At 40.0% G+C, this 16,681-nt stretch carries 16 protein-coding genes and 1 pseudogene; 8 read left to right on the forward strand and 9 right to left on the reverse strand.

What is annotated here, in order from left to right:
• Positions 1-44: 44 nt before the first annotated feature.
• The 3 genes from N0B29_RS11500 to N0B29_RS11510 form a co-directional block, all read right to left on the reverse strand.
• Complete coding sequence (locus N0B29_RS11500; protein WP_263833877.1) at positions 45-803, reverse strand: acyl-CoA dehydratase activase; 759 nt, start codon at positions 801-803, stop codon at positions 45-47.
• Entirely contained in the window at positions 803-2,122 is a 1,320-nt protein-coding gene (locus N0B29_RS11505; RefSeq protein WP_263833878.1) for a double-cubane-cluster-containing anaerobic reductase, read from the reverse strand. The genes N0B29_RS11500 and N0B29_RS11505 overlap by 1 nt, the downstream gene beginning before the upstream one ends.
• Before the next feature lie 188 nt (positions 2,123-2,310).
• A complete protein-coding gene (locus N0B29_RS11510) occupies positions 2,311-2,883 on the reverse strand; it encodes a flavin reductase family protein (RefSeq protein WP_263833879.1) in 573 nt (190 codons plus the stop codon).
• Positions 2,884-2,979: 96 nt separating this feature from the next.
• On the opposite strand from N0B29_RS11510, the gene N0B29_RS11515 reads away from it, so the two are divergent.
• The 8 genes and pseudogenes from N0B29_RS11515 (at position 2,980) to N0B29_RS11545 (ending at position 10,201) form a co-directional block, all read left to right on the forward strand.
• A complete protein-coding gene (locus N0B29_RS11515; RefSeq protein ID WP_263833880.1) occupies positions 2,980-3,744 on the forward strand; it encodes an undecaprenyl-diphosphate phosphatase in 765 nt (254 codons plus the stop codon).
• A gap of 708 nt (positions 3,745-4,452) precedes the next feature.
• A pseudogene (locus N0B29_RS13065) lies at positions 4,453-4,779 on the forward strand (methyl-accepting chemotaxis protein); the annotation flags it as partial.
• A complete protein-coding gene (locus N0B29_RS13070; RefSeq protein ID WP_438874166.1) occupies positions 4,771-5,205 on the forward strand; it encodes a CZB domain-containing protein in 435 nt (144 codons plus the stop codon). The pseudogene N0B29_RS13065 and the gene N0B29_RS13070, both read left to right, overlap by 9 nt.
• A 3-nt stretch (positions 5,206-5,208) precedes the next feature.
• Positions 5,209-5,577 carry a response regulator gene (locus tag N0B29_RS11525; RefSeq protein ID WP_263833882.1) on the forward strand — a complete coding sequence of 123 codons (369 nt, stop codon included), beginning with the start codon at positions 5,209-5,211 and terminating at the stop codon, positions 5,575-5,577.
• 8 nt (positions 5,578-5,585) lie between these two features.
• Complete coding sequence (locus N0B29_RS11530) at positions 5,586-7,277, forward strand: PAS domain-containing sensor histidine kinase (protein WP_263833883.1); 1,692 nt, start codon at positions 5,586-5,588, stop codon at positions 7,275-7,277.
• The gene (locus N0B29_RS11535; RefSeq protein WP_263833884.1) at positions 7,267-8,793 is read left to right on the forward strand and encodes a PAS domain-containing sensor histidine kinase; all 1,527 of its coding nucleotides are present in this window, start codon (positions 7,267-7,269) and stop codon (positions 8,791-8,793) included. The genes N0B29_RS11530 and N0B29_RS11535 overlap by 11 nt, the downstream gene beginning before the upstream one ends.
• An 86-nt stretch (positions 8,794-8,879) precedes the next feature.
• Positions 8,880-9,347, forward strand: a complete 468-nt coding sequence (locus N0B29_RS11540; RefSeq protein WP_263833885.1) for an EF-hand domain-containing protein — start codon at positions 8,880-8,882, stop codon at positions 9,345-9,347.
• 11 nt (positions 9,348-9,358) lie between these two features.
• Positions 9,359-10,201: an FAD:protein FMN transferase gene (locus N0B29_RS11545; protein WP_263833886.1), complete on the forward strand. Its 843-nt coding sequence runs from the start codon at positions 9,359-9,361 to the stop codon at positions 10,199-10,201.
• A gap of 3 nt (positions 10,202-10,204) precedes the next feature.
• Here the strand turns inward: N0B29_RS11545 and N0B29_RS11550 are convergent, their stop codons facing one another.
• The 6 genes from N0B29_RS11550 to rarD all read right to left on the reverse strand — a co-directional run bounded on the left by N0B29_RS11550 (position 10,205) and on the right by rarD (position 16,594).
• Positions 10,205-11,392 (reverse strand): EAL domain-containing protein, encoded by a 1,188-nt coding sequence (locus N0B29_RS11550; RefSeq protein ID WP_263833887.1) that lies wholly within the window; start codon positions 11,390-11,392, stop codon positions 10,205-10,207.
• Between the two features lie 109 nt (positions 11,393-11,501).
• On the reverse strand, positions 11,502-11,975 hold the full coding sequence (locus N0B29_RS11555; RefSeq protein ID WP_263833888.1) for a DNA-deoxyinosine glycosylase: 474 nt from the start codon (positions 11,973-11,975) through the stop codon (positions 11,502-11,504).
• A gap of 44 nt (positions 11,976-12,019) precedes the next feature.
• Entirely contained in the window at positions 12,020-13,576 is a 1,557-nt protein-coding gene (locus N0B29_RS11560) for a phosphoethanolamine transferase (RefSeq protein ID WP_263833889.1), read from the reverse strand.
• A 62-nt stretch (positions 13,577-13,638) separates the two neighbouring features.
• Positions 13,639-15,036, reverse strand: coding sequence for a sensor histidine kinase (locus tag N0B29_RS11565; protein ID WP_263833890.1), 1,398 nt, complete (start codon positions 15,034-15,036; stop codon positions 13,639-13,641).
• A complete protein-coding gene (locus N0B29_RS11570; protein WP_263833891.1) occupies positions 15,023-15,697 on the reverse strand; it encodes a response regulator transcription factor in 675 nt (224 codons plus the stop codon). The genes N0B29_RS11565 and N0B29_RS11570 overlap by 14 nt, the downstream gene beginning before the upstream one ends.
• The gene (gene rarD / locus N0B29_RS11575) at positions 15,698-16,594 is read right to left on the reverse strand and encodes an EamA family transporter RarD (RefSeq protein WP_263833892.1); all 897 of its coding nucleotides are present in this window, start codon (positions 16,592-16,594) and stop codon (positions 15,698-15,700) included.
• Between the last annotated feature and the right edge of the window lie 87 nt (positions 16,595-16,681).

The following is a 16,681-nucleotide window of genomic DNA, read 5'->3' on the forward strand; positions in this document are numbered from 1 at the left end:
TACATGTAAAGGTTTTAGAACATCAAAGAAATAATTCTGATGTTCTAATGAATCGCTTCAAACCCCGATAATGCAGCACCCACAGCACCGATAAGTTGCGGATGGGTGGGAATGATGATAGGGCGTTCTAGTTTTAGCTCTAAAAGATGGTGTAAGAAAGGGTTGAGTGCGCCGCCACCGGTGAAGACGATGGTTTCATCAGGTTTGACGACAAACTTTCGAGCCATCGAAGCCAAACGCGATGCGATGGATTCGTGGACGCCCCAACAGATGTTCGCTAAACTCTCTTTTTTCGCAATGAGCGAAATAACCTCAGATTCGGCAAAGACGGCGCACATGCTAGAAATTGTCAGCTCTTTGGTCGCATCAAAACCTACTTGTGAGAATGTTTCCATATCTAAACCTAAACGGTTGGCGGCGATCTCTAAGAATTTCCCCGTTCCTGCCGCACATTTGTCGTTCATACGAAAGTCGCTGAAACTCCCAAATTCTGCCATACGAATCACTTTGCTGTCTTGTCCGCCGAGGTCGATGACCGTAGCCACATTGGGCTCAAAAAAGTACGCCCCTTTGGCGTGGGCTTTGATCTCGGAGATAACGGGTGCTCCGTGCGAGTCACCTAGCATATGCCGTCCGTAGCCTGTGGCGACGAGCATTTTGACTTCTTTGTCTTTGAGGTATTCGCCCACGATGACGTCTTGGTTAAAAATGGTTGGGATCACCACGTGATGGGTGATCTCCTTCTCTTTTCCAATTCCGATAATTTTTGTATAGGTTGAGCCTATATCTACGCCCCAAAACATTATTTGGCTGCGAATGCTTCGGCTTTTTGTTTAAACATGATGCTCTCCAAAAAGGCTTCAACACGGGTTTTGATCTGTCCTGCATCTTCAGGGGAATAATCCGACTCGATGACAAGACACGGAATGCCCTCTTTGGCGAGTGCTTCAGTCACAAGGTGAGACTCGACATTGTACGTGTGGCAGAAGGAAAGCGTGTAGTAGATGACGCCATCGGCTTTGCGATCTTTGTACATTTGAACGATTTTGTCTGTTCTACCTGTGTTTGGAGTGAAACACGCACAGTCGATTTTTGAGTAGCGTTGCATCAAGCGCACGTAAAGCTCGTCTTCGTCTTTAACGCCTTCAATGTCCACATTGTCTTTAAAGTAACGATGTCCGATGCACCCTTCTTCATTGATGATGCAGGCACCTGAACCTTCAACAGCGGTGTGAAGTTTCCAGTTTGGCGGTGCAATGGGTGTGCCTAAAACCATGATGCGAGGCGTATTTTCAGGGAAAACGCTCACTCTATTTTTAATGCGTTCATCAAGTTCATCGCAGAGTTCATTTACTTTTTGCGTAAAGCGTTTTGGGTCATCTAAAAAGCTCATTTGGCTGATGAAAAGCGCGTCTTTACCGCTGATAGGCATGATGTCTGGGTGCATACCGCGAAGCGTATCAAGGCGTTTCATCGCGTCACGCTTGGCGTTGATGATTTTTACACCGTTCAACATCTCCGCAAGGCTGAGTTTTCGCTCACTGACCTCTTCAATGTGCTCTTTAAACTCTTTGATTTCCTCTTGCCACATTTTGAGATCACGCTCGCGTTTCATGTGTGGGATGTTCATCACATGCACAGGGTGATGTTTACCTAAAAGTTCCCATGTTTTTTTCTTCGCTTCACAGGTGGTTTCACCGTAGATAAAATCGGCTGATTGGGTATAGGCACAGGTGTGTTGGAGTTTAAAGCCATAGGCTGATTTGATGAGAGGGCAGATGTTACGAGGCAGTTCGCTCTCCGCATCGGCGATAGGAGGATTGGCTCCGCCACACAGTCCAAAACACGCTCCGCCTGCTCCTACAACAATCTCTTCCGGAACAAAGATACAAAAGGTTCCCACCGCAGGTTTTTTTTGCGCTTTAAGCGCGTTAATCTCAGCAATGCGTTCTGCTTGGATTTCGCTCATAAACCAGTCAAAATACGCCATCGCTTTGGGGCGATTGGGTTGGCTCATAAAACCTGCTTGATAGCCTGCAAGTCCCATACCCATCATTTTTGCATGACGCTCTACGTCAACACCGATACTTCCTAATAAATCTTTGTGGAGTTCAACACCCATTGTTTTTCCTTGTTGTGAAAAATGTAGTGCTGTTTGGGTTTACATGTAAAGAGATAAGCAGTAAAAAAAGGTGCTACTTCATGTATGTCTAAGCCTTAGACTCATACCAACCGTGCGGTTGGTATAACAGCATTTGATGTATTGTAATCTACTAAAGATTAAAATTTAGTAAAATTTGCTTTACCAAATTAAGAGATAATTTCTCCGTTTACTAAAAATTTTGAGCCCACTCGCCCGACATTATCCATCTTTACATGTAAGGATGGATCTATGACATCATCACAGTAATACGCATGTTCAACTAAAAGTAAACACGGGGTTGTCTCGCTTCCTTCGATTGGCATGGTTTTTACAAAACTGCAAAAAAATGCGGCTTTGGAGGCTTTGACCATCATGGGATAATCGGGCAATATCTTTTGACCAGAAATGCCAAAGGTTTCAAATTCACTTTCTTCATACGAAAGCGATGTCGCACTTTGACTCATGACATCTTTAAGCTCCTTGTGAACAAAGCTGATGGTAACTTTGGAGCCTTTTAAAAAGTTGGCAAGTGTATCTTTTGGGCTGTCATCGTCTTTTTTGCCGATGGAGACAATGAGCATAGGAGGCTCTGAGGAGAGAGGTATAAAATAGCTAAAAGGTGCTAGGTTGGTAATGCCATGATGTTCTGTACTAATCCATGCAATAGGACGAGGCGTGACGGTGTTGGAGATGAGTTTGTAGATGCTGTTAACGTCAAGTTTTGAAAAGTCTAAGAGCATAGTTTCCCTTTACATGTAAAGTTTATTTGGCTGTCAAAAAAGATTATAACATGCAATATGTTACAATTGCGCCTTACTTTAAAGCTAGGACTTTTTGTGGATATATTACAGTCAATCATTATGGGAATTGTAGAGGGTTTCACCGAATTTTTGCCCGTTTCTTCAACAGGGCACATGATCGTTACGGCAGATTTTTTAGGCATCAAACAAGACACAGTGACGAAGGCGTATGAGATTATCATACAGTTTGCAGCTATTTTAGCGGTTGTTTTGGCATACAAAGAGAAGTTTACGCTCAAAAAAATTGAGCTTTGGAAGAAACTTGCGGTGGCATTTTTACCTATTGGTATCATTGGCTTCTTGTTTGCAAAACATATCAAAGCACTTTTCAGCGTCGATGTTGTGGCAACGATGTTTATTGTGGGTGGTGTTGTGTTCTTGATTGCTGAGAAGTATTACAAGCCCAAAGAGCATTTTATCAATGATGTTGAAAAAGTGAGCTACAAACAAGCCTTTCTTATTGGCTTGGCACAGGTGGCAGGTTTAATTCCTGGAACAAGTAGGGCTGGTTCAACCATTTTAGGTGCTATGTTTGTGGGCTTAACGCGAAAAGCGAGCGCGGAGTTTTCGTTTTTATTGGCGTTTCCTGTTATGAGTGCAGCAACGGGGTACAGCATCGTTAAAAATTACAACGAATTTAATGCGGACAATCTTCTTATTTTAGGAATAGGTTTTGTAGTAGCGTTTATTACCGCGTACTTTACCATTAAACTCTTTTTGCGCTTTTTACAAAGTTATACGTTTGTCAGTTTTGGTATTTATCGCATTATTTTTGGTGTTGTGCTTCTAGCGTATTATTAAGCAAAAAGGTAACAAGATAGGCGACGAAAAGTTAAATTTCAGTCATATTCTGTCACGAATTATGTAATATTAATGTTATAGTAATGCTATAGAATTACTTTATAATATCCTAAACTTTTAGACTAGGAGAGTCGTGCCATGTTTTTTACCAAAAAAGAGCCTGAAGAGCTTATGCTTTTAAGGCAAGAAGTAGAAAACCTCAAAGCAGAAAATGCAATACTTCAAAACTTGTCACGTTTTTCTCAAGAAGAAATAATCGTGGTGGTTGATAGGGCTAAAAATATCGTGATGCAAAACGATTTAGCCCAACAGATCATCAAAGAGCCTCAAAAATTAGCTAGTGCTTTGAATGAGTCTATGGAAAGTATCAGCATGGATGGATGTCAGGGCAGTGTCTCTGCTAAACGACTCAATTCTGAGCTAATCGCCTATAGTATCATCAAAACAGATGTTCGTAATGCAAAAGACAGCAATATTCTCTCTTTGCATCAAAACTCCATTTCAGGGGCACTCAAAAACTCTCAAAAAACTTTTTCTGAAATTTTAGATGATCTTAAAGTCATGAAGGAAGAGTCAGCACAAATCTCAAAGGAGTCCAGAGATGGTCTCACGCTTGCAAGCAATTCCTCTTTAGCGATGGATAAACTAAGCCTTCTTATCAGCGATGTTGTGACCAATGCAAAGTCTCTTTTAACCAGAAGTAAAGAGATTTCAAGTGTCGTGCAACTCATCGAAGATATTGCTGATCAAACCAATTTACTAGCACTCAATGCTGCCATAGAAGCGGCGCGTGCAGGTGAACATGGGCGTGGTTTTGCCGTCGTTGCCGATGAAGTGCGAAACTTGGCGGAACGTACGCAAAAAGCGACCAAAGAGATTGCGATGGTAGTTCAAACGATGCAGCAAGAGTCTTCTCAAAGTGAACAGAGCACCGAAGAGGTCAGTAAAATCGCTCGAGCTACCAAAGAACAGACCGATGAGTTAAAAGTCAAGATTGTCTCTTTTGAAAAAAATGCGACGAGATCGATGTTTGAAGTCAGCCACTTAAGCGATAAAATCTTTGCATCTTTAGCCAAAATAGACCATGTTATCTATAAAAATAACGTTTATGCCCTTTTGTTTGGTGAACACACCGAATTTAAAACGACTACGCATCATGAGTGCCGATTGGGTAATTGGTATGAAAGAGGTGTAGGCAAAGAGGAGTTTAGTAAAACGGCTTCGTATAGTAAACTAGAGAGTCCTCACGCCAAAGTGCATGAAGTGGCGAACCGTTTAGCCAAAGAGTGCGGCGGTGAAAAAGCGATTTGCTCAAAAGAAGAGATTGAAGCGATGGTAAGAGAGATTGAAAATGCAAGTGGTGGCGTGTTTGAAACACTTGATGCCATGGTCGATGAAAAAGCAAAAACGCTGATGTTTGAAGCCAAAGAACATCTTTTTGATAAACAAGTGAGGGCATAGGCAATGAAAAAGATGATCAAAGTAGCCGTGATTGATGATGAGCAAACAATCTTGGATATGATTGAGAAGTATCTCAGTCGCACAGCAGGTTTTGAGGTAACGACATTTAGTAATCCTCAAAATGCAATTTCCCGCATTGACAAAAGTTATGATGTAGTGCTTTTGGACATCATGATGCCTCAAATGAATGGCTTGGATGTGCTTAAAACGCTTCTTGAAAAAGCACCAGAACTCAAAATCATTATGATGACAGCGTACTCTACGCTTGATAAAGTACTTAAATCGCACCGAGAGGGCGCAACGCATTACATTATGAAGCCATTTTCATCCATGAAAGCATTAGAAGAGAAGATCAACGAACTGGTAAGTTAGAGTCTCCCATGGAAGATTTGCGTGCAAAGATTAGGGAGTTGGAGCAAGAAATAGAAGTGCTTCAGCGCCAAAATAGGCATATTTTAGAGCATGCAGTTCATGAGAAAAAAGAGCTTGAGTACCTTGTCAATAAAGCCAAGCTCTATTTTAATAGCTCTGATCTGGCGTATTTTGTGCTTGATCATCAGCAACGTATTGTTGACGTCAATAAAACCTTTTGTACCCTCTTTGGTTATAGCAATGAGGAGGTTTTATTTTTACATGTAAACCAACTTTTTACGACATCTAGGCGTTATGAAAAATGGTGGAATACACATTTTAAAGAGGGTACATTTCAAAGTGCGAGTAATCTAGAGTACTGTTTCCGTAAAAAGAGCCATCGTACTTTTTGGGCAGAGCTTTTCGGAAAAAAGATAGTTGACAATCAGCGAAGCTTGAGCATTTGGAGTGTGCGTGACATCTCACTACGCGTAAAGTCGCGTAATACCATCGCTAAACTCAATCTCAAATACCAGCAGCAGCTTCGTGACATTGAAGCTGTTTTAGACATCATCCCTGTTCCTGTTTTCATTAAAGATAAAAATTTTCGCTACATTGGGTGTAGCCGTGCTTTTTGTGAGTATTTTGGTTTGAGCAAAGAGCAAGTGCTGGGGAAAACGGCATTTGATCTTTATCCTATCGAAATTGCCAATAGGCTTTATGAAAGAGATTTGGAAATGCATGAGCGCAATTTTCAGGTTTATAAAGTTACAACCATTGCACCTCTAACTAAACAAGAAGTTACCCTTGAAATTCAAAAAAAACAGATGATGCGTGGAGGGAAATTTGATGGTTTTGTGGGTGTCTTCATCGACATAACACAGAGTGAAAAACAAGAGCAATATCTGCAAAATCGTATTCGTGAAGAGGTCGATAAAAACCTTCAGATGCAAGCAATCTATCAAGAAGAGATGATTCGCAATGCTAAATTTAGCGCCATTGGACAGATGGCTGCGGGAATTACGCATGAGATCAACACACCACTGACCTACGTCAAAGGTAATTTTGAGATGCTGGTTGAAGATATAGCCACCTATATGATGGACTCACCACGTAAAAATTTGATGATAAAAGATGCTAGGACCATTCAAGATGGCATTGAGCGCATTGAGCGTATTGTGGAGACAATGCGTGAAGCATCGCAAAAGAGCCGTGAACAAAAAGAAAATGTCAATCTTTATGAGTTGCTTCTCTCATCGTTGGCACTTTCTTATAACCGCTCTAAACAGATTGTAGCTCTTACGCTTAACGATAAAGTGTTTGATTTTAACTACCAAAAGAGTGAGTACTCTTTTATCTGTTGTGTGCAAAAACAACGCATTGAGCAGGTGTGGGTCATCATTCTTAACAATGCCCTTGATGAGCTTATTAAGATTGAATCGTTTGAAAAACGCTCTTTACATGTAAAGACTTTTAAAGAGGACGGTCAGGTTGTTGTACAGTTTAAAGACAATGCCGGCGGGATTGATGAGAAAATATTACCACGTATTTTTGAGCCTTTTGAAAGTACGAAAGAGAGTTCTGGCATTGGCATTGGGCTTAACATCGCACAGCAAATTGTAAGACAAAATGGTGGAGAGATCTTCGCTTACAACGAAGATAATGGTGCGGTGTTTGAGGTACATTTTCCTTTGGTAAAAGAGCTAGATCATGAGTTTTGATTTTTTAAAAAATTTTTATGACTCAATGCGTGAAGGGCTTTATGCCTTTGATAATGATGGAAAAATTACCCATTTCAATGCCTCTGCTCAAAAAATTTTGGGGTATGATGAGGCGGAGCTTCTGGGTAAAATAGGGCACTTTATTTTCCATGCACACCACGAGAAGCAAGGACTTTTGCAATGCTCGCTCTACAAAGCCTTTTTACAAGGCGAACCTTATGAGGGCGAAGATATTTTTTTAACCAAAGATGGTAGATGGATCAATGTTTGTATGCGAGCCAATCCTATTTTTGAAAAAGGCGTTAAAAAAGGCTACGTGGTTCTTTTTTGGAGTATCGCAACAAAAAATCGCCGAGACAACGAGGCTATGCTAGATGAGGTTGCAAGCAGTATTTTGTGTGAAAAAAGTGATTTTGATGAAAGCGAAGCTTTTTATGAGCAGATTTTTGAAACCGCCAATCTTGGCATCTGTTTGACCGACAAAGAAGGGCGATTTGTAGCAGTCAATGCTGCATACAGTAAGATTTATGGGTACAGCGAAGCAGAGTTGATTGGAAAACATTTTCAGATGATCATTCCTGAGGAAAATCATGACAATCTTCACGTAGACAACGATAGCTTTTTGACGCAAAGGAAACTTCATAATGATGAGTATGAAGCGATACGAAAAGACGGCAAACGGATATTTGTGTATGCTTCCGAGGGTATATTAGATCATATCATCGGGGGACCTTATAAAATTACAACTATTTCTGATATTACAGAGATGGTAGAATCACGAAAGTTACAAAAAGAGCAAGAAGCGATGCTGATTCAGCAAAATAAACTTGCAGCCATGGGTGAGATGATAGGGCATATCGCTCATCAATGGAGACAACCGCTTAATGTTATGAATATCACCACCTTAGATCTTAAATTTAAACAAGAACTCGGTTCGCTCAACGATGAGAAGCTTAAAAGCGCTTTGGGTGTTATAGAGTCCTTAACTGAGCAGATGAGCAATACCATCAATGATTTTATGAATTTTTACAAACCTAACAAAGATAAAAAAGATTTTTCACTTTACGAGACGGTGCTTTATGCGACCAATATCATTGCACCTCAGCTGAAACATGAAGCTATTTCACTCTCTTTAAATATTGATTCTAAGCTTAGATTGCATGGGCTGGCTAATGAACTGCAACAAGTTATTCTCAATCTTATCACCAATGCCAAAGATGCTTTTGCCTCCAAAGATTTGGAGACAAAACAGATATGTGTTGTGGCATGGAGCAGCAATGATGGCATTAGCTTATGCGTGGAAGACAATGCTGGTGGAATTGATGAGGCCCTTTTGGAGCGTATTTTTGAGCCTTATTTTACGACTAAAGGACAAATGCAAGGGAGTGGTATTGGACTTTATATCTGTTCAATGATTATGAAAGAGAGCTTTGGAGGCAGGATTAAGGTTGAAAATATCAGCTATGAAGATGACGTTATTGGGGCGAGATTTATTTTAGAATTTCCGAATTATTAAGCTCTTTATTAGAACATTGTTACTTTTTAGTTACTCTTGTAAGTGTATAATATCCTAAAAGTTAGTTTTGCAAGAAGGAGTTTCGTATGACAATCGGCAACAGCCTTTCCTCGGCTTATTCATCTTATGGTAGCAGTAGCGTTAACAGCCAAAGCGGTGCGAGCGGCATGTCTTCTTCTCAAAATTTTGGGAATGTCATGACTCAGATGGCAACTTCCCTTATGACTTCAATGGACACGAACAAAGAGAATAGTATTGATAAGTCTGAATTTCAAAGTGCTATTGATGCATTATCTGGTAATTCAAATAGCACCAGCAACTCTAGTAGCACCGATAAAATCTTTAGTGCACTTGATACTAACAAAGATGGAACCATCAGCTCAGATGAACTTTTAAGCGCACTAAAACAATCTCAGTCAGATAATACGTCGGCAACACAAACGTCAACAAAAAAATCAATCGAAGATTTGCAATCTAACTTGTTACAAAAAATCTTGGCAGCGTATGGAAATACCGATACAACAACAAGTAGTAGCTCAAGCCTTATAGCGTAGAGCTGAACACGGTGTATATTGCTCATTTTACAGCTTTTACAACACCGTGCGAAATTCAACTTGATGTCACAACCAAAGAAGAGGGAGATCACATCCTTGCTTCTTTGCTGTCAGAAATAGAGCGTCTGCAAAAACAGTACAGTTTTTTTGAATCCACCTCAGAAATTTATGCCATCAACCACCGCCAAAACGATACACTTTCTGTGAGCCAAGAGCTTGCAGGTATTTTAGAGCTAGCACTGTTTTATGCGCGTATGACGCAAGGTGCTTTTGACATTGCGCTTGCAGGAACACTCAAACAAGTGCAAAAGTCAACTTCTTTGTGTGAATATCAGATGTTTTATGATGCATTGACTCCTTTTGCATCCTTTGACTCGTTAGTGCTTGAGGGGACAACATTGCGTTTTTCCAATCCCTATACGCAGATAGATTTAGGTGGCATTGTCAAAGAGTATGCCGTGGATCAAACCATGATGTCACTTCAAAAAATGGGAATTTTTTCCGCTTTGGTTAACTTTGGAGGCGATATTGCAGCGTATGGAACATGCCATAATGAGCCTTGGAGTATTGGGATTCAAGACCCTGAAAATTCTGAGGTCAATCTCACAATACGAGAGCTTCATAACGCTTCGCTTTGTACGTCAGGGCATTCAAAACGTTATACATCTATCGAAAAACAACGCTTCTCGCATATTATTGCGCCCATGTTGGACGAGTCCAGCACAGTACGACAAAATCAAATCAGCATTATGGCGCCAACAACCGTTGATGCAGGTGTTTGGAGTACGGCACTGCTTGTGAATCCTCAATTACGGTTACCAAAACATCTTATCAAAATTTTGGAAATTGCCTAGGTTTTAGAGTGTTTGTACTTTAAGGTCTAGACACAAAATCTTTTCTTTGTCTTCTAACACAAATTTTTGTGCAAAGGTACGACACATACGCCCCGATGCGCGCGAGATGTATTTTTGGCTTAGATAGTTACCGCGCTTTGACTCTTTTGTGATGTAAAAATACTCTTTAAGCGCGTGGTTATCGCCGTTTCGTGCGGGTTGAAAAAACTCGTTGGTATCAACACTGATAAACGTATCGCCCTCTTGAATACCGGTATTGGCATCAATGCAGTAAATCGCTTCGATGATGTCAAACTCTTTTAGAAAATCAGAAAGATCTGTTTTATGGGTTGTTTTAATCGCTTCTATAATGGTGTGGGTATAGGTCTTAGCACTCTCGATTAAAAATTCTTTGAGTTGCATAGAGGCTTTGACATTTTGAGTGTGTTTAGCTCCAATATAAGCAATTTTTTCATCCAAAAATGTTTTCTCATAAACCGAGCCACTCGGTCTTGCAAACCAAAATCCTTGAAAAAGATCGATGTCAAGTTTTAAAGAGCGAAGGATTTCCTCCTCCTCTTCAACGCCTTCAGCAAGAACAAGGGCGCCGATGTTAAAGCACATATTGGCGATCGATTTTAAGATCTCTTTATGAATAAAATTTTGATGGACATTGAAGACAATGGAACGATCGACTTTGACGATATGCGGGCGCACTGTCGAAATACGATCAAAGTTGGCATTTCCTGCTCCAAAATCATCGAGTGCGATTAAAAAACCACGCTCTTTATAGAAATCACAAAACTGTTTGAGACGATCACTGTCCTCAATCTGATACTCTTTAATCTCAATGACAATGCGCGAAGGGGGAATGCCTAGTTCATTGGCAAGTGCGCTAAAAGCAAAGTCTGCCAAGCTGATCTTGCTATCGAGTAGATGTGATTCAAAATTGAGAAATAAAAGAAGCTCTTTGTTCTCTTCTAAGATGGTTTTAAAACGCTCTAATGCTTTCATACGTACGTACTTGTCAAGTTCAAAAGAGAGATTCTCTTTCTTGGCTTGGTCAAAAACGAAAATAGGGGAGAGGGGTTCATTGTTTTCATCGTATGCTCGCATCAGCGCTTCAAGTCCAATGACTTTAGCACTACGGATGGAGACAATGGGTTGAAAATAGATGCAGATACTATTATTTTGAATTAGTTTTGAAACCACAGATATTCCCTTACTTTGGCGTGTGTTCTATTATAACATGCGCAAATTTGTATGATTGATTAAAAAAAAGGCAAATGAGGTTTTTTGAAAGAGAAGAAAAGATTATTTTTTAAACTTTGATAATGCTCCACTCTTGGATAAGCTTTTCCAGTGAAAAAGCAGCATTGGCAGGGCTGGTTGAGGGTAGTTTAATAATCGGCAAATGCGTCTTTGTTTCGCAATAGGTTTGGTACAGTTTATAAGCTGTTGCACCGTTGGCATAAATGCGTGTGATGTTGCTTTGTGCTAGGATATTTGAAAAATCCGTTGGTACCACATTTTTGATGCTGCTATCGCTTGAGCCTGTGATTTCACAGCTTTGAATGACATCCCATATCGCGATGCCATGTTTTAAAAGCATATCTTTCTTAGCTTCAATGGTGATAGGCGAAGGTGTCTGGGTTAAAGAGGCGATCACTTTCCAAAAACGGTTTTGCGGGTGTCCATAATAAAAGCTCTGCTCACGTGATTTGACAGAGGGGAACGTGCCTAAAATCAGCACGTTTGAGTGTTTGTTATAGATAGGCTCAAATGGATGTTGCATCTGTTTTCACTTTACATGTAAAGATGAAAAAGTATAGCACAAACCTAGTGCAAGAGGTCTAAGTTTGGCTTGTACTCACTTGTTTTAACAGCAAAAAGTCCCAAGAGTGTGTGAAAGAAATTGTCTTGTGAAAAACGCTCATTGGCTTTTACATGTAAAGATTCACGTTTGGTTTTATCACCAAAGTAAAAGAGTGCAGGTACGTGTTTTTGGGCTTCTGGAGCAATCATATAAGGCAGTCCGTGCAGGTAAACACCATTTTCACCGAGTGACTCGCCATGGTCAGAAAAATAGACCAGCGTAACGTCGTATTTGTCCTCATTGACTTTGAGTAGGTTGATGGTCTCATTGACGATGTAATCGGTATAGAGAATGGTGTTGTTGTAGGTGTTGACGATTTGATCGTGGCTACATTTATCAAGTTCTTGCGTGTCACAGGTTGGCGTAAACTTTTTAAAGGAATCGGGATAGCGTTTAAAGTAGGTTGGTCCATGACTTCCTTCTTGATGAAGCACGATAAACGTGTCTTCGTAGCGTGCGTCAATGTTTTTTTGAAAATCTTTGAGCAATACTTCATCGAAGCCTTGACCACCGTATTGAACAACATCGCTCATGCGTTTAGCGATCTCTTTGTCGCCTCCTGAATTGTTGTCTCTCCAGATGATACGAACACCTGTTTTTGCCAGCACGTCGACAGCATTTTCAAAGTATTCTTTATCGTCACTCCAGTCATTTCTGCCAAATTTAGAAAACATACACGGCACTGAAATAGCGGTTGCCGTACCACAAGAGGCGAAGTTTTGTAAATAAACGATGTCATCTCGTTTTGACAAAAGTGGGTTGGTTGGTACGTCATAGCCACCCAGTGAAAAGTTTTGCGCACGCGCTGTTTCACCTAAAATAAAGACAACCAGCTTTTTCTTTTCGCTACTTTGGCGTGTTGCATCGGTGGCAATCGCTTTAAATTCAGGTTTTGGTTTGAATTTAGCATAGACAAATTTAGAAAAAGAAGCGATGGGATAAGCGGGGTTAAGGTACATTTTGAGTTCATGGTGATTTCTAAAAAATGAGCTGTACGATTTACTGACCATCATATAAAGTCCCACAATCAGTAGCAGTGAAAGGACCCCTACAAGAGCTTTTTGTGCAAACTCTTTTGCGTAGCTTGAAAAAGAGATGGGCGCTTTAAAAAGTACCCAAAACGAAAGAGCACTCGCACAGGTAAGATAAATGATGAGTTTTGGCGTAAAGAGGTCAAGCACTTCGGCACTGTCAGTTTGCATGACATTGATGAACATATTTTTATCAATAACCGTTCCAAAGGTATCGATAAAATAACTCGACATTGCTCCTGCGACAATGAGGATAGAGACAAAAATTCTAAAAAGCTTTTTATGTGTCAGCAGTAGAAGAAAATTGAGAATGCAAATAAACATAAGCATCAAAATAAAAGGGGCACTGAGGGCGATGAAATAGTTTTTTTCCTCCATCGCATAAGTGAAAATTTTTGAGAAGAAGGTAATGTTGTAGAGCGAAACCATTCCCAAAGAGAGCAGTAAAATGGTTCGTTGACTGTGTGATGCAAAAAATTTAAAAGGCATACAGAATATCCTTATAGGTTTAATGTCGTTATTTTAGTGCAAATAGATGAATGTAAGATGAATTAGAATGTTACAAAAATATGTGTGCCAACTCCTTCTTGGCTTTGAAGTGAAATACCAAAATCATGCAAGTCGAGAATGTTTTTGACGATCGCAAGTCCAAGCCCGCTTCCTTGAGTCGTTTGTTTACTCTCATCGCCTCTGTAAAACTGCTCAAAAACATGTGCTAACTCTTCTTTCTTGATTCCCAACCCTTCGTCTTTGATGTGAAGTTCATGTGGGAAAAGAGCGATCTCAATGGTCGCCGGAGCCGTTGAGTATTTAATGGCATTGTCGATGAGATTGGCAATGACAATTTTTAAAAGAGCAGCATTGCCTAAGACACTGACAGCTTCTAAAGTGTTTACATGTAAATGCAGATTTTTCTGCTCACTTAAAGGGCGCTTTTCTTCGATGGCGTCAATAAGTATTTCGTCCAAATAGACTTCACTAAAATGGTGTTTCAGCTCATTCTTGGTAGTGCTGGATAAAAAGAGAATTTTTTCGATGACTTCATGCAGCGTGATGACCTCTTTAGCGACTTTTTTCAAAATCTGTTGGTACTCTTCTGCACTGCGCTCTTTACGCAGACCCACGTCAACTTCCCCTTTGATGATGGTAAGAGGTGTTTTGAGCTCATGTGAAGCGTTTTGTCCAAACTGTTTGACTTGAGCGTAGGCATTTTGAAGCTCACTCAAAAGTGTGTTAAATGTATCGATCAGATCATCGATCTCGTAAGCAATATGCGTTTGCGGGATGATAGAGTGTACATCGTGAGCTGTTATTGCTTTGGCTGTATTGGTAACTTTTTGAACGTTTGAGAGTGATTTTGAAATTAAAATATAAGCGACTACTAAAATGATGGCTAGCAATAACGAGAGCCCCATCCAAAGGGTAGAGATCATCTCTTTGATTTGGGGAGTATGTTTGTCATACGGCATAGCACATTGTAAAAAGAGCATTTGGAACTCATTTTGGGCTAAAAAAATCGTTCCAATATAGATTTTACGCTGTGTTAGTTTTGTATCTGACATCATTGAAAAAACGATTTTCTCGGGATTGTCAAATATTTGTTGAACAATGGTGGGCTCTATTTTGAGAATTTCACCTTTGAGGTCACTCGATTTATTAAGAATTTGTGGGGTATTTGACAGGCTATCGTATGCCACTATTTGCGCATATAAGACAGGTATATCAAACTCTGCCTTGTTGTCATCAAGGGTGATCGTCTCTTTATCTGTTCGTTGCGTAAAATCGTGTTTAATATCTTTTAAAACCGTAAAAAGCGTAGCTTCTAATGACTGTTTATAGGAGCTTTCAAGGGTATGCACAACGATATATCCAAAGCTATAAAAGAGGGTAAATAAAACAACTCCGAGTGTGCCAATCAGTCTGAATTTAAGATTTTTAAAGTGTTGCATCGCTGATAGCGTATCCTTGATTGCGGTAAGTTTTAATCAGTTTCAGATCAAAATTTTTATCAATTTTTGTACGCAAGCGGTACATGTAAACATTGATGATATTACTTTGAATGCTTTGCTCCATACTGAAAATTTGTTCTTCTAAAATGTGCTCTTCCACAATGGCATTTTTATGACGTATAAGATACTCTAAAAGCACATACTCCTTAGCCGTCAAAGCAATACTTTCTCCCGCACGACGAACGGCTTTAGTCAGTGGATTTAGCTCAAGATCACTCACGCGAAGCAGAGGCTCTTTTTGATCACTTTTACGTAACTGCACATGAATACGCGCCAAAAGTTCATCAAAACTAAATGGCTTGGTTAGATAATCATCCGCTCCTAGGTTGAGCAAATTCACTTTGTCGCTAATAGTGCTTTTGGCACTGAGCATGATAATAGGAATAGCGATTTTCTGCTCTCTTAGCTTTTTGCAGACATCATCGCCTTGAAGACCGTTGATCATGATGTCAAGAATGATAACATCGTACGCGTTAATGCCCGCTAGGTAGATGGCATCTTCGCCATTGTCACACACATCAACGCAAAAGTACTCTTCTTCTAACCCTTTTTTTAAAAAGGCGGCGATTTTGGTATCATCTTCTACGATCAAAACTTTCATCTAGACCTCTTTAACGCGTCTTTTTTTCAGGTAACCATCAATGCTAAAGATGGCAAGTGCAATCCAAATGAGCACAAAACTGGTCAATTTTTCTGGAAGTAAAATCTCATCATAAACAAAAATTGCTAACAAAAAGGAAACGGTCGGTCCGATGTACTGGAAAAAGCCTATATGGATGAGTGATAGCCTTGTAGCCGCAGCATTAAACCAAAGCAGAGGAATAACCGTAATGACACCTGCAAGCATTAAGAGCCATGAAATGGCATTGGGTGGAAAGACAAACGCATTTTGTGCTGTAAAGACTAAATAACCAAAGTAGAGCAGTGCTAAAGGAAATAAAATAAGTGTTTCTATGTAAAGTCCACTTAGGGCAGGAAGATTGACCTGTTTACGAATAAGCCCGTAAAAAGCAAAACTAAATGCCAGCATAAGCGAAACAATCGGCACAGAGCCTAGCGTGATGATTTGATAAAAAATGGCGATAAAGGCTAAAGCAATAGCAATTTTTTGCCAAAAAGTAGGGCGGTCTTTGAAGACAAGTATTCCAAGCGCAAAATTGACTAAGGGGTTGATGTAGTAACCCAAGCTTGATTCTGCAATCATACTATGTTCCACGGCCCAGATAAAAACGAGCCAATTGGTTGAAACCAATAGCGCGGAGAGGACAAGATATTTGATCTTGGATATATCTTTTACCAGTAGTTTAAATGTGCCAAATTGGCGACCAAAAAGCATCACACCAAAGAGTAAGACAACGGACCAAATAATGCGGTGTGCTAGGATTTCGGTTGCTGTGACTGTTGAGATAATTTTAAAGTAGATGGGCACCAAACCCCAAAATGTAAACGCTAAAATAGCGTAAATGTATCCTTGTGCCTCTTTTGAGAGATTATTCATGCGACCAGCTTTTAAAAGGGAGATTATGGCGTTATTATAGGCTAAAGATACTTACATGTATAAATTAAAACTATTTATTGATTTTTA

The sequence above is a fragment of the Sulfurospirillum oryzae genome (assembly GCF_025770725.1).
GTDB classification, from domain to species: Bacteria; Campylobacterota; Campylobacteria; order Campylobacterales; family Sulfurospirillaceae; genus Sulfurospirillum; species Sulfurospirillum oryzae.

What these genes read in the sequence shown, in the direction of transcription:
- N0B29_RS11500 (WP_263833877.1), bottom strand. Translation starts at nt 803, where the DNA reads ATGTTTTGGGGCGTAGATATAGGCTCAACCTATACAAAAATTATCGGA.
- N0B29_RS11505 (WP_263833878.1), bottom strand. Translation starts at nt 2,122, where the DNA reads ATGGGTGTTGAACTCCACAAAGATTTATTAGGAAGTATCGGTGTTGAC.
- N0B29_RS11510 (WP_263833879.1), bottom strand. Translation starts at nt 2,883, where the DNA reads ATGCTCTTAGACTTTTCAAAACTTGACGTTAACAGCATCTACAAACTC.
- N0B29_RS13070 (WP_438874166.1), top strand. Translation starts at nt 4,771, where the DNA reads ATGTTTGAAGTCAGCCACTTAAGCGATAAAATCTTTGCATCTTTAGCC.
- N0B29_RS11525 (WP_263833882.1), top strand. Translation starts at nt 5,209, where the DNA reads ATGAAAAAGATGATCAAAGTAGCCGTGATTGATGATGAGCAAACAATC.
- N0B29_RS11530 (WP_263833883.1), top strand. Translation starts at nt 5,586, where the DNA reads ATGGAAGATTTGCGTGCAAAGATTAGGGAGTTGGAGCAAGAAATAGAA.
- N0B29_RS11535 (WP_263833884.1), top strand. Translation starts at nt 7,267, where the DNA reads ATGAGTTTTGATTTTTTAAAAAATTTTTATGACTCAATGCGTGAAGGG.
- N0B29_RS11540 (WP_263833885.1), top strand. Translation starts at nt 8,880, where the DNA reads ATGACAATCGGCAACAGCCTTTCCTCGGCTTATTCATCTTATGGTAGC.
- N0B29_RS11555 (WP_263833888.1), bottom strand. Translation starts at nt 11,975, where the DNA reads ATGCAACATCCATTTGAGCCTATCTATAACAAACACTCAAACGTGCTG.
- N0B29_RS11560 (WP_263833889.1), bottom strand. Translation starts at nt 13,576, where the DNA reads ATGCCTTTTAAATTTTTTGCATCACACAGTCAACGAACCATTTTACTG.
- N0B29_RS11565 (WP_263833890.1), bottom strand. Translation starts at nt 15,036, where the DNA reads ATGCAACACTTTAAAAATCTTAAATTCAGACTGATTGGCACACTCGGA.
- N0B29_RS11570 (WP_263833891.1), bottom strand. Translation starts at nt 15,697, where the DNA reads ATGAAAGTTTTGATCGTAGAAGATGATACCAAAATCGCCGCCTTTTTA.
- rarD (WP_263833892.1), bottom strand. Translation starts at nt 16,594, where the DNA reads ATGAATAATCTCTCAAAAGAGGCACAAGGATACATTTACGCTATTTTA.